The sequence below is a fragment of the Ancylobacter novellus DSM 506 genome (assembly GCF_000092925.1).
Taxonomy (GTDB): Bacteria; Pseudomonadota; Alphaproteobacteria; order Rhizobiales; family Xanthobacteraceae; genus Ancylobacter; species Ancylobacter novellus.
The window spans coordinates 4404040-4415787 of sequence record NC_014217.1; the positions used below are offsets into that span (position 1 = coordinate 4404040).

Genomic DNA, 11748 nt, shown 5'->3' on the forward strand with positions numbered 1-11748 from the left:
CTGCTTGGAGGCCGGCGATGTATCGGTCAAGCCTTTGATCCGGCGATGCGGGGGAAACCGTCGCACTGCGCGTGAATGCAGCCCCTCCACCGTTCCATGTGCCGCTACTGGTCGCCGCTTTTCGCCGCCCTACAACAGTAATGATGCCGTTGCTGCGCACCCTTTCGGGCGCTATGGCGCTCGCCGTCCTTTGCCTGCCGGCCGCCGCGCACAATGCGCCAAGCGGCTGGTCCTATTCGGCCGCCTGCTGCGACAGCAAGGACTGCCACCCCGCCGCGCCGGGCGAGGTGGAAACGACGCTGGGCGGCTACTTCATCCCGGCGACCCGCGAGATGATCCCGTTCTCGGACCGGCGCGTGAAACCGTCGGGCGACGGGACGCTGCACCGCTGCTCCTATAGCGGCTTCCCGGCGGCGGGGACGATCTGTCTCTACGTGCCGGCGGGGAGCTGAGCTCCTTGTCGCTCAGGCGGCGCCGTAGGCCGGGCCTGCGGCGTGGGCGCGCTTGGGCGACTCCGGCGCGGCGACCCTCGCCGAGGCCAGCACGCTGCACACGCCGTCGCGTTCCACGAGCGTGCCGCAGCTCGTGGCGAAGGCCGGCCGCGGCAGCACCCGGCCCTGGCCGAGCTCCATATGGACGTCGATCAGGCAGTCGACGAAGCGGCGGGCGAGCTTGAAGTCGACCACGCCGGGTCCCATCATCGCCGTCACCGGATTGACGATGCGCACCAGATCCGGCCGCAAGGCGCGCAGCGAACCGGCGGCGATGAGCGGCTCGGCCGTGTGGTCGAGCACATAGCCGATGTTCCGCCCCGACAGGATGAGCGCGAGCTGCGACTGGATGCCGAGCCCGATATCGCCGCAGGTGATGCCGTGGCGGGTGCGCTCGGGGTGGTAATATTCGAGATGCCCCCGGTTGCAGTAGGCGGCCGATTCGATGTCGCCGATGGTGAGCTCGTCATCGGGCACGGCGAAGAGCGGGTGCCGGTCGCTGCAGAACATGTAGCCCTGCTCGTCGAACAGGTGCTCGTAGGTCAGCTGCGGGAACTGGTCGTTCACCAGCCCGATGCCGACATGCACGATGCCGTCGGCGACGCGGCCGGTGAGCTGGAAGCCGAGCATCACCTCCATGCGGAAGCGCACGTTCGGGTAATATTCCGAGAAGCGCCGGATGGCGTCGTGGATACGGGCGGAAGGGTTCTCGACGATGCCGTCCTGAATGCCGATGGACAGTTCGTAGGCGGTGCTCTGGTTGATGTTCGAGGCCTTCTGCTTGAAGGTCTCGACCGAGGCGAACAGCTCCTTGGCGGCCTGGTAGACCGCCTCGCCCTCGCGGAACAGCTTGAACCCTTTCGGGCCGCGCCGGCACAGCCGCGTGCCGAGCCGGATCTCCAGCGACTTCAGGTTCTCGCTCAAGGTGGACTGCGAGAGGTTGAGCACCGCCTGCGCCGCCGTGAAGCTCTTCTCCTCCACGATGGTGCAGAAGCAGCGTAGCAGCTTCAGGTCGACGTCGTAGATCTGGCTGATGTTCGACATTGCCGGCCCTTTCTGATGTCGTGATGCACTCCTCGCCCCCGGGGTCGGCGGGTCTCTGCAAATTGTGCGCCGCAACGAAGCGGCCCGTATCCTGCTGATATTGCAGCAGGATCGATTATGCGTGTGCTTTCATCAGGGAAGCTAATTGAACAAGAATTCAGCAACGAGGCAGCCCATGCCCAATGCGGCATCGGCCTTCGGCGCCAACATCGCTTGGGGTTTTGGTGATGGTCGCGGCGCGTTTCCCGGCCTTAGCTGCAATGAGGGTCAGAGCAGGCGCATCGAGGCAGCTTCATGGGTGCACGGCCATTCCACCTCGGATGGTTCACCAACTTCGCCGTCGACGAGTGGACGCGACCGTTCACCGGCGGCGGCGGCAATCCCTGGGACGGCAAGTTCTACATCGACATGGCGCAGGCGATGGAGCGCGCCTGCTTCGACTACATCATGCTGGAAGACACGCTGATGATCTCGGAGGCCTATGGCGGCTCGACCGAGACGTACCTCAAGCACAACATCATGGGCCCCAAGGCCGATCCGTCGCCCATGGCGGCGCTGATCGGCGCCAACACCACCAATCTCGGCGTGGTGGCGACCTTCTCCACCATGGCCTACCCGCCCTTCATGCTGGCGCGGCTGTGCTCGACGCTCGACAACATCTGCAACGGGCGCTTCGGCTGGAACATCGTCACCACCGGCGAGGACCTCGCGGCGCAGAATTTCGGCATGGAGAAGCTGCCGCCGCGCCAGCTGCGCTACGACATGGCCGACGAGTACGTCCAGCTCGTCAAGCAGCTCTGGTCGAGCTGGGAGCCGGACGCGGTGGTGCGCGACCTCTCGACGGGCACCTATGCCGACCACACCAAGATCAACCCGATCAACTTCAAGGGCACCTATTACAGCAGCCGCGGCCCGCTGAACTGCGCGCCCTCCCCGCAGGGCCGGCCCGCCTTCGTGCAGGCGGGCGGCTCGCCGCGCGGGCGCGAATTCGCTGCCCTAACCGCCGACAGCATCATCGCCCCGTCCATGGGCGTCGCCGGGCTGAAGGCCTATCGCGACGACGTGCGCGCGCGGGCGGCGGCGGGTGGGCGCGACCCGGACGAGATCAAGGTGCTGTTCGTGGTGGCGCCTATCCTCGGCGAGACCGAGGAGGAGGCGAAGGCCAAGGCGGCGCGGATCATCGAGGCGCCGGACTATTACGAGAAGACGCTGGCGCTGGTCGCCGCCATCACCGACATCGACTTCTCGACATTCGACCTCGACGCCCCGCTGCCCCACCTCACCACCAATGGCGAGCAGGGCTCGCTCGACGCCTTCCAGCAGTCGGGCTCGGGCAAGACGCTGCGCCGGCTCTGCGCCGACCAGCTTTCGCGCGGGCTCGACGGGCTCGTCGGCACGCCGGACCAGGTGGCCGAGCGCATGGGCGAGGTGATGGCCGAGGTCGGGGGCGACGGCTTCCTGATCACCCGCCCGTTCACCACGAACATCAGCCGGCAATACATCAACGAGATCTGCGAGGGGCTGGTGCCGGCGCTGCAGCGCCGCGGCCTCGCCCGCAGCCGCTACACCGAGGGAGCGACCCTGCGCGAGATGCTGCGCGAGTTCTGATCCCTGTCCCTTTCCTGTCGATCGGAGGACAAATGAGCGCGACCGATCCGCGTGCCGCCGCCAAGGCGCTGGCCGGAGAGCCCCTGCCGGCCGCCGTCAGCCGCGACCTCTACCGCGCCGGTATGTCCAAGCTGCCGGCGGCGGTGAACATCATCACCAGCCTCGGCGAGGAGGGACGCTACGGCTTCACCGCCTCGGCGGTGTGCTCGGTGACCGATAGTCCGCCGACGCTGCTGGTCTGCGTGAACCGCTCCAACCAGTCGCACCAGGCGATCACGTCGAGCCGCGTGCTCTGCGTCAACACGCTGGCCGGTCCGCATCACGAGGCGCTCTCCATGGCGTTTGCCGGCGGGATGAAGACCATGGACGAGCGCTTCGCCGCCGCCGGCTGGACCACGCTGGTCACCGGCGCGCCGGTGCTCGCCGAGGCCACCGTCGCCTTCGACTGCCGGGTGACGCAGATCGCCGCCGTCGGCACCCATGACGTGGTGTTCTGCGAGGTGCTCGGCCTGCAGGAGGCCGGCTCCAGCGAGGGGCTGGTCTATTTCGGCCGCAGGTTCCACCATCTGACCTGAACGCGCCCGAATCCTATTGTTCCGACTGGAGTGACCCGGCCTATGACCGACACCGAGACGCCCGCCCCGATCGACATGAAGACCTTCTGGCGCACGCTGGGCGAGCGCGCCACCGGCATGACGGTGGTGACCGCCTCGGGCGACGAGGGACCGGCCGGCTTCCTCGGCCTGTCGGCGGCGCATGTCACCGCCGATCCGCCGACCATGCTGGTCTCGGTCGACGCCAAGACCAGTGCGCTCGGGCCGATCCTCGCTTCCAAGCACTTCGCGGTGAACTTCCTGCCCGCCACCGCCGGCCATGTCGCCGACGCCTTCTCCGGCAAGGCCGGCCTCTCCGGCGCGGCGCGCTTCGTCGAGGGCGAGTGGGGCACGCTCGCCACCGGCGCGCCGGTGCTCAACGACGCGCTCGGCGTGTTCGACTGCGTGGTGGACCAGGTGGTGGAGCGCGGCAGCATCTCCATCATCATCGGCACGGTGATGGGCGCCAAGGCGGCCGGCACCGGCGAGCCGCTGGTGTTCTTCCGCGGCAAAACCATTGCCGGCCTCGCCGCGCCAGCGGCCTGAGCGCCTCAGCGCAGGATCTGGGCGAGGAAACCGCGCAGGCGCTCGCTCTTCGGCGCCTCGAAGAAGGTGGCGGCATCGCCGCTCTCGACGATCTCGCCATGGTCCATGAACACGCAGCGGTCGGCGACGCGGCGGGCGAAGCCCATCTCATGGGTGACGCAGAGCATGGTGACGCCGCTCGCCGCCAGTTCCTCCATCACGCCGAGCACCTCGTTCACCATCTCCGGGTCGAGCGCCGAGGTCGGCTCGTCGAACAGCAGGATGCGCGGCTCCATGCACAACGCGCGGGCGATGGCGACGCGCTGCTGCTGGCCGCCGGACAGGCGCGAGGGATATTTGCGCACATGGTCGGCGAGGTGCACCCGCTCCAGATAGAGCATGGCGAGCTTCTCGGCCTGCGGCTTGGTCAGCCCGCGATTGAGCTGCGGCGCCAGCATGCAGTTCTCCAGCGCCGTGAGGTGCGGGAACAGGTTGAAGTGCTGGAACACCATGCCGACTTCCTGGCGGATGTCCTGCACGGTGCCCTCGTCGGTGGTCAGCTCGATGCCATTGACGACGATGCGCCCGCCATCGTGGCGCTCCAGCGCGTTGATGCAGCGGATCAGCGTCGACTTGCCCGAGCCGGAAGGGCCGCAGATGACGATCTTCTCGCCGCGTCGCACCTCGAGGTCGACGCCGTTCAGCGCGCGATGGCTGCCATAAAGCTTGGTGAGCCCTGAGAGGAGGATGGCCGGCGCGGCCGCCTCGCCCATGGCCCTCTGGTCATGCGGGTGCGCGTTCATGGCGCCACCCTCATCAGGCCCGCGAGCCGGCTGAGCGCCGCTCCGCGTGTCGGCGCAGCGATCGTCACCTCGACCTCCTCGGCATTGTGGCGGTTGAGCCAGCGGCCCCACAGGGTGAAGCCGACGCGGATCAGGTTCACGAAGGCCCAGTAGAACGCCGCCGCGCACAGGATCGGCGTGAACGGGTCGTAGGTCTGCTCGAAGATGGTGTTGGCGACGGCGGTCAGGTCGGTGATCGTTACCACCGAGACGATGGCGGTACCCTTGATGAAGCTGATCACCTCGTTCTGATAGGCCTTGAGGCCGTAGCGGATCGCCAGCGGCATCCGCACCCAGATGAAGACGTTGCGCCTGCTGATGCCGAGTGCCTCGCTCGCCTCGACGATGCCGCCCGGCACCGCCATCAGGCTGCCGCGCAGCACCTCGGTCATGTAGGCGGCATGGTTGAGGGCGAGCGCGACGATGGCGCAGCCGAAGGGCGAGCCGAACAGGATCCACAGCGGTCCCTCGCGCAGCGCGGCGATCTGGCCGAGGCCGTAATAGACGAGATAGAGCAGGATCAAGAGCGGCGCACCGCGGAAGAAGACGACGAAGATCTCCGCCAGCAGGGCCGGCAAGCGCCGCTCCGACATGCGGGCGAAGCAGATGGGGAAGGCGAGCGCGAGCCCGAGCACCAGTGGGATCGCGGTGATGATCATCGTCACCTTCAGCCCGTCCAGCAGCGCCGGCAGGCTCTCCCAGGCGAGGGCGGGATCGATGGGGAGCCCGTTCATGCGTCGGCCCGGGCCGTGCCGGCGGCCGGCGTGCGGCGCAGGCCGCGATCGAGCCGAATTTCCAGAATGGTGGCGAGCTTGAGCGTCGCGGCGCTGAAGGCGATGAACACCAGCGCGGTGGCGATGAAGAAGACGAAGGGCTCCTTGGTCGCCCCCGCGGCGATCTTGGAGGCGGCGACGAGGTCCTGCAGGCCGGCGAGCGAGACCAGCGGCGTCTCCTTCAGCATGAAGCTCCACACATTGACGAGGCCCGGCAGAGCGAGCCGCATCACCTGCGGCAGGATCACCTTGCCCCACATGATGATGGGCGGGATGGCGAGCGCGCGGGCGCCCTCGAACTGGCCCTTGGGCAGGTTCTCGATAGCCCCGCGCACCAATTCGGCGATATAGGCCGCATAGACGACGGCGAGCGCGGTGACGCCGGCGCCGAAGGGCGAGATGTCGATCTCCGAGCCGAGTTCGCCCAGCACCGCCGCCAGCATGGCGCTGCCGCCATAGAAAACGAGGAAGATGACGAGCAGCGTCGGCACGCCCATGAAGATCGAGGCATAGACCCGCCATGCCGCCTGTAGGAGGCGGTTGCGCGAAAGCGTCGCCACGCCGATCAGCACGCCGAAGACGAAGGCGAAGGCGAAGCTCGCGAGGAAGAGCTCCAGCGTGATGAGGGCTCCCTCGCCGAGCTGGCGCAGATAGCCGGCCAGATCGGCGGGGGAGAGGTTCGTCATCGCCGGGGCTCCCTCGCGGCCGCGATCAGTTGGTCTTCTCGCAGGCCGCTTCCGCCGAGAGCGTGGCGACCGGCACGTACTTCTTGCGGATGGTGGTGTAGGTGCAGTCCTTGATCATCTCGGCGAGCGCGCCATTGACGCGCTTGACCAGCGCCTCGCTCTTCTTCGGGAAGATCCAGCTATAGCCGCGCTCGGCCTCGGGAATGGAGGGGTCGCCGAGCCAGTGGTCGCCGCCGGCGAGCTCGTAGTCCTTGCCTTCGGGCTTGGCGATCAGCTCCAGCGTCCAGTTGATCTTGGAGTCGAAGACGAGGTCGAGGCGGCCGGCCAGCAGGTCGAGCTTCATCTGGTCGGGGTTGTCGTAATAGACCTCGACGAAGGTGTCCTTGCCGAAGTGCTTGTGGATGTAGGGCACCATGGAGGCGCCGCGCTGCAGCGCGATCCGCAGTCCCTTGCCGGTGACGCCTTCCTTGGTGAGCGTGTAGTTGCTGCCCTTCTTCACCACGAAGGTGGCCGGGTTGTAGACGATGGGCGTGGCGAAGAGCGCCTTGTCCATGCGCTCGGGCGTGGGCGAGATCTGGGTGACGATGCCGTCGAACTTGCCCTGCAGCATGGACGGGATCAGCGCCTTGAAATCCATGACCACAATCTCGCAGTCGGCGCCGATGCGCTTGCACATCTCGCGGGCGAGCTCCGGCTCCATGCCGGTGAGGTTCCCGGAGGAATCCACCATGGAGAAGGGCGGGTAGACGCCTTCATTGCCGAGCTTGAGCTTCTCGGCGGAGGCCGTGGAGAGGCCGGCACCGAGCAGCAGGAAGCCGAGCGCGGCGGCGCCGGCGCGGAAGGATCGAGGCGGGAGACGCGGCTGGGTGGGGTTCATCGGCATCGTCCTGTCTTCAAGGGTGGGAGTGCGGGAGCGCAGCGGTCAGAACTCGAGCAGGTTGTCGCGCAGCTGTTCGTGCGCGTAGGCACGGCGGGTAAGGCCACGCCGCTGCAAGACCGGCACCAGCCCATCCATGATGGTGGCGACCGAGCGGCGGCTGACGTCGGACAGCACGAGCAGGAAGCCGTCGCCGCCGACCTCCTGCATCACCTCGTCCATCTGGGACGCGACGCTGTCCGGCGTGCCGACCATGTCGACGCAGTAGCCGACGCTCACATGGTCTACCATCGCCTGGCGCAGCGGCTTGTCGCCGGCGCGGGTAAGGAATTGCGAGAGGCTCGACTGGTGGCCGTTGGTGGTGAGCACCAGCTCGCTCACCGGCGTGTCGAGGTCGAGGTCGGACAGATCGAGATTGGTGCTCCAGCCGAAGCGCGCCATGCGGGCGTCGAGATTGGCGGCGGCCTGCACGCGGCGCTGCTCGGCGGCCCATTTTGCCTGCTCCTCGGTCTCGGCGACGACCGGCGAGAGCAGGAACAGGATCTTGCAGCTGTCCGGGTCGCGGCCCATCGCGGCCATCTGGGCGCGGATGTCGTCGCGGTACTGCTTCATATTGGCGACGCCGTTCGGCGCGGCGACGATGGTGTCGGCGTGTGTGGCGGCGATCTTGCGCCCGCTCTTGGAGCCGCCGGCCTGCGCGATCACCGGCTGGCCCTGCGGGCAGGGTCCGGAGTTCAGCGGGCCGCGCGAGGCGTAGTACTGGCCCTTGTAGTCGATGGTGTGGACCTTGGCCGGGTCGATGAGAATGCCGTTCTCGCGGTCGTCGAGGATGGCGCCGGGCTCCCACGAGCCCCACAGGCCCTTGACGATGTCGATGTACTCCTCGGCCATCACGTAGCGCTGGTCGTGCTCCGGCAGCTTGTCCATGCCGAAGTTCTGCGCGGAGAGGTCGGAGGAGCCGGTCACCATGTTCCAGCCGGCGCGCCCGCCCGAGATCTGGTCGAGCGAGGAGACGATGCGGGCGGTCAAATACGGGTGGTAGGCGAAGGTGGAGAGCGTCGGTACGATGCCGAGCCGCTTGGTCGCCGCCGCCATGATGCTGGCGACCACCGAGGGTTCCTGCCTGGGCACGCAGATGCCGCCCTTCAGGAAGATGTCGCGCGAATTCTGCCAGTTCTGGCCGACATAGATGGAATCCTCGATGAGGATGTAGTCGAAACAGGCCCGCTCCATCGACCGCACGAGGTCGAGGAACATGTCCGCCGTCATCCATTCCTGCGCGATGTTGCCGGTCCAGGGCTCGCCCCACGCCTGGATGCTGGAGCCCTGAAGAAACCAGGCGAGATGAAACGGATTGGCAGGCATGAACGCACCTTCTCCTTGCATGCACAGCGTCGATCGCGCGCGACGCAGCGGAGAAGGTAAGGCCGCTCAACGGACGGGAAGTATCGCCAAGAGACGAAGCTTGTTTTGTCTGCTCGCCTTATAGGCCAGCCTAGAATCTAAGCAGCGCGTATGCGCGCTGGTCAGCGCTGGGCCGGCCTACACGCCGATGGGCATATGCGCCGGGTCGCGCTCCACCGCGCGCGGGGCCACCAGCGCCTTCCAGGTGGAGAGCGCGCGGTTCGCCGCCGGGAAGGCGGGGCGGGAGACGAAGCGGCCGCGGCCCGGGCGCGGCGTCGCGTTGCCGCCGGCCGAATACACCACCTCGCCGCGCGAGAGGGTGAAGCGCGGCAGGCCGCGCACCTCGACGCCCTCGAACACGTTGTAGTCGATGGCCGATTTCTGCGCACTGGCGCGGATGGTCTTGCCCGCCTTCGGGTCGAGCACGACGATGTCGGCATCCGCCCCCGGCGCGATGGCGCCCTTCTTCGGATAGATGTTGAGGATGCGGGCGATGTTGGTCGAGGTCACCGCCACGAACTCGTTCGGGGTCAGCCGGCCGGTCTCCACGCCCTTGGTCCAGAGCACCGGCAGCCGGTCCTCCAGCCCGCCGGTGCCGTTGGGGATCTTGGTGAAGTCGGTCAGGCCCATGCGCTTCTGCGCCGTGGTGAAGGCGCAATGGTCGGTCGCCACGACCTGCAGCGAGCCGGAAGAGAGCCCCGCCCACAGGCTGTCCTGATGCAACTTGTCGCGGAAGGGCGGCGACATCACCCGCTGCGCCGCGTGGTCCCAGTCGGGATGGGCATATTCGCCCTCGTCGAGGGCGAGGTGCTGGGCCAGCGGCTCGCCATAGACCCGCATGCCCTTCTGGCGGGCGCGGCGGATGGCTTCGTGCGCCTGCTCGCAGGAGACGTGGACGATGTAGACCGGCACGCCGGCGGCGTCGGCGATCATGATGGCGCGGTTGACCGCCTCGCCCTCCACCTCCGGCGGACGGGAATAGGCATGCGCCTCCGGTCCGCGAATGCCCTCGGCGAGAAACTTCTGCTGTAAGGCCGCGACGATGTCGCCGTTCTCCGCATGCACGAGCGGCAGCGCGCCGAGCGCGGCGCAGCGCTGGAAGGAGGCGAACATCTGGTCGTCGTCGACCATCAGCGCACCCTTATAGGCCATGAAATGCTTGAAGCTGTTCACGCCGCGCGCGACCACCAGCTCCATGGCGTCGAAGGTCGCCTCCGACCAGCCGGTGATGCACATGTGGAAGGAATAGTCCGAGCTCGCCTGCCTCTTTGCGCGTGCCTCCCAGGCGTCGAGGGCGCCGATCAGGTCGTCACCCTCCGGGATGACGAAGTCCACCACCATGGTGGTGCCGCCCGACAGCGCGGCAAAGGTGCCGCTCTCCCAGGTCTCCGCTGTGGTGGTGCCCATGAAGGGCATCTCCAGATGGGTGTGCGGGTCGATGCCGCCGGGCATGACACAGGTGCCGGCGGCGTCGAGCACGGTGTCGCCGGAGAGGTAGGGTCCGATGGCGGCGATCCTCTCGCCCTCGATGAGCACGTCCGCCTCATAGGAGCGGTCGGCAGCGACGACGGTGCCGCCCTTGATGACGATGGACATGGCTCTCTCCCTACGGTTCAGGCGATCTCGGCGGTGGCGAGCACCGCGTGCAGCAGCACGTCGGCGCCGGCCTTGGCCCATTCCGGGGTGATGGCCTCGTCCTCATTGTGGCTCAGCCCGTCCACGCAGGGGCAGAAGATCATCGCCGCCGGCGCGACCTTGTTCACCCAGCAAGCATCGTGCCCAGCACCGGAGACGATGTCGCGATGGGAGTAGCCGAGCGCCTGCGCCGCCGCGCGCACGCGCCCGACCAACGTCGGATCGAAGGCGACGGGATCGAAGGAATTGACCTCGGCGATGGCGATGCCGAGGCCCATCTTTTCGGCGATCTCTGCCGCTCCGGCGCGCACCTCCGCTGCCATGGCGTCGAGGGCGGCGAGCTCGGGATGGCGGATGTCGATAGTGAAGACGGCCTTGCCGGCGATGATGTTGCGCGAGTTCGGGTAGACCTCGATATGGCCCACGGCGCCCACCGCCATCGGCGCATGCGCCCAGGCGATCCGGTCCACCAGTTCCATGATGCGGGCGGCGCCGAGCCCGGCATTCAGCCGGCGCGGCATCGGCGTCGAGCCGGTATGCGCGTCGCGCCCGGTCAGCGTCACCTCCAGCCAGCGCGTGCCCTGGCCATGGGTGACGACGCCGATGTCGACGCCCTCGGCCTCCAGTATCGGCCCCTGCTCGATATGCAGCTCGAAATAGGCGTGCGCCTTGCGCGCGCCGACCTCTTCCTCGCCCTTGAAGCCGATGCGCTCCAGCTCGGCGCCGAGCGTCTTGCCCTCGGCGTCGCGCACCGCATAGGCGTCATCAAGGCTCATCACCCCGGCATAGACGGCGGAGGCGACCATGGCGGGGGCGAAGCGGGCACCCTCCTCATTGGTCCAGTTCACCACCTCGATCGGATGCTTCGTGCGGATGCTGAGATCGTTCAGCGTGCGCACCACCTCCAGCGCACCGAGCACGCCGAGCACCCCGTCGAACTTGCCGCCCGTCGGCTGGGTATCGAGATGCGAGCCGACCAGCACCGGTAGCGCGGTGGGATCGGTGCCCTCGCGGCGGGCGTACATGGTGCCCATGGCGTCGACGCCGACGCTCATTCCTGCCGACTCGCACCAGCTCTTGAACAGCAGCCGGCCCTCGCGGTCGGAATCGGTCAGGGTCTGGCGGTTGTTGCCGCCGCGCACGCCCGGACCGATCTGCGCCATCGCCATCAGGCTGTCCCACAGCCGCGCGCCGTCGGTGCGCCAGTTGCCGCTTGGGGCCGTCATGATCTCTCTCCTCTTCGCAAAGCCGCTCAGAGGTTCACCACCGG

The 11748-nt window shown here is 67.7% G+C and carries 12 protein-coding genes; 4 read left to right on the plus strand and 8 right to left on the minus strand.

What is annotated here, in order from left to right; genetic code table 11:
- Window positions 1–149: 149 nt before the first annotated feature.
- A complete protein-coding gene (locus tag SNOV_RS20755; RefSeq protein ID WP_144296027.1) occupies window positions 150–452 on the plus strand; it encodes a hypothetical protein in 303 nt (100 codons plus the stop codon).
- A gap of 12 nt (window positions 453–464) precedes the next feature.
- Here SNOV_RS20755 and SNOV_RS20760 read toward each other — a convergent pair whose 3' ends face one another.
- Window positions 465–1535, minus strand: a complete 1071-nt coding sequence (locus SNOV_RS20760; protein ID WP_013168941.1) for a LysR family transcriptional regulator — start codon at window positions 1533–1535, stop codon at window positions 465–467.
- Window positions 1536–1829: 294 nt separating this feature from the next.
- Between SNOV_RS20760 and SNOV_RS20765 the strand changes: the two genes are divergently transcribed.
- Genes SNOV_RS20765 through SNOV_RS20775 form a run of 3 tightly spaced genes read left to right on the plus strand, consistent with a single transcriptional unit; the run spans window position 1830 to window position 4282 of the window.
- The gene (locus SNOV_RS20765) at window positions 1830–3143 is read left to right on the plus strand and encodes an NtaA/DmoA family FMN-dependent monooxygenase (RefSeq protein ID WP_013168942.1); all 1314 of its coding nucleotides are present in this window, start codon (window positions 1830–1832) and stop codon (window positions 3141–3143) included.
- A 32-nt stretch (window positions 3144–3175) separates the two neighbouring features.
- A complete protein-coding gene (locus tag SNOV_RS20770) occupies window positions 3176–3718 on the plus strand; it encodes a flavin reductase (RefSeq protein WP_013168943.1) in 543 nt (180 codons plus the stop codon).
- Window positions 3719–3760: 42 nt separating this feature from the next.
- Window positions 3761–4282 (plus strand): flavin reductase family protein, encoded by a 522-nt coding sequence (locus SNOV_RS20775; protein WP_013168944.1) that lies wholly within the window; start codon window positions 3761–3763, stop codon window positions 4280–4282.
- Between the two features lie 5 nt (window positions 4283–4287).
- On the opposite strand, the gene SNOV_RS20780 is transcribed toward SNOV_RS20775, so the two are convergent.
- The 7 genes from SNOV_RS20780 to SNOV_RS20810 form a co-directional block, all read right to left on the minus strand.
- On the minus strand, window positions 4288–5064 hold the full coding sequence (locus tag SNOV_RS20780) for an amino acid ABC transporter ATP-binding protein (protein ID WP_013168945.1): 777 nt from the start codon (window positions 5062–5064) through the stop codon (window positions 4288–4290).
- The gene (locus tag SNOV_RS20785; protein WP_013168946.1) at window positions 5061–5837 is read right to left on the minus strand and encodes an ABC transporter permease; all 777 of its coding nucleotides are present in this window, start codon (window positions 5835–5837) and stop codon (window positions 5061–5063) included. Before SNOV_RS20785 ends, SNOV_RS20780 begins: the two co-directional genes overlap by 4 nt.
- Entirely contained in the window at window positions 5834–6562 is a 729-nt protein-coding gene (locus SNOV_RS20790) for an ABC transporter permease (protein WP_013168947.1), read from the minus strand. The genes SNOV_RS20785 and SNOV_RS20790 overlap by 4 nt, the downstream gene beginning before the upstream one ends.
- A gap of 25 nt (window positions 6563–6587) precedes the next feature.
- Window positions 6588–7439 carry a transporter substrate-binding domain-containing protein gene (locus SNOV_RS20795; protein WP_013168948.1) on the minus strand — a complete coding sequence of 284 codons (852 nt, stop codon included), beginning with the start codon at window positions 7437–7439 and terminating at the stop codon, window positions 6588–6590.
- Window positions 7440–7484: 45 nt separating this feature from the next.
- Window positions 7485–8804, minus strand: coding sequence for an NtaA/DmoA family FMN-dependent monooxygenase (locus tag SNOV_RS20800; protein WP_013168949.1), 1320 nt, complete (start codon window positions 8802–8804; stop codon window positions 7485–7487).
- Between the two features lie 177 nt (window positions 8805–8981).
- Window positions 8982–10439 carry a dihydropyrimidinase gene (gene hydA / locus SNOV_RS20805; protein WP_013168950.1) on the minus strand — a complete coding sequence of 486 codons (1458 nt, stop codon included), beginning with the start codon at window positions 10437–10439 and terminating at the stop codon, window positions 8982–8984.
- 17 nt (window positions 10440–10456) lie between these two features.
- Entirely contained in the window at window positions 10457–11704 is a 1248-nt protein-coding gene (locus SNOV_RS20810; protein WP_013168951.1) for a Zn-dependent hydrolase, read from the minus strand.
- Window positions 11705–11748: the final 44 nt, after the last annotated feature.

Bases quoted from the DNA above. Each gene is read 5' to 3' on its own strand.
- SNOV_RS20760 (WP_013168941.1), bottom strand. From the start codon at position 1,535: ATGTCGAACATCAGCCAGATCTACGACGTCGACCTGAAGCTGCTACGC.
- SNOV_RS20765 (WP_013168942.1), top strand. From the start codon at position 1,830: ATGGGTGCACGGCCATTCCACCTCGGATGGTTCACCAACTTCGCCGTC.
- SNOV_RS20770 (WP_013168943.1), top strand. From the start codon at position 3,176: ATGAGCGCGACCGATCCGCGTGCCGCCGCCAAGGCGCTGGCCGGAGAG.
- SNOV_RS20775 (WP_013168944.1), top strand. From the start codon at position 3,761: ATGACCGACACCGAGACGCCCGCCCCGATCGACATGAAGACCTTCTGG.
- SNOV_RS20780 (WP_013168945.1), bottom strand. From the start codon at position 5,064: ATGAACGCGCACCCGCATGACCAGAGGGCCATGGGCGAGGCGGCCGCG.
- SNOV_RS20785 (WP_013168946.1), bottom strand. From the start codon at position 5,837: ATGAACGGGCTCCCCATCGATCCCGCCCTCGCCTGGGAGAGCCTGCCG.
- SNOV_RS20790 (WP_013168947.1), bottom strand. From the start codon at position 6,562: ATGACGAACCTCTCCCCCGCCGATCTGGCCGGCTATCTGCGCCAGCTC.
- SNOV_RS20795 (WP_013168948.1), bottom strand. From the start codon at position 7,439: ATGAACCCCACCCAGCCGCGTCTCCCGCCTCGATCCTTCCGCGCCGGC.
- SNOV_RS20800 (WP_013168949.1), bottom strand. From the start codon at position 8,804: ATGCCTGCCAATCCGTTTCATCTCGCCTGGTTTCTTCAGGGCTCCAGC.
- hydA (WP_013168950.1), bottom strand. From the start codon at position 10,439: ATGTCCATCGTCATCAAGGGCGGCACCGTCGTCGCTGCCGACCGCTCC.
- SNOV_RS20810 (WP_013168951.1), bottom strand. From the start codon at position 11,704: ATGACGGCCCCAAGCGGCAACTGGCGCACCGACGGCGCGCGGCTGTGG.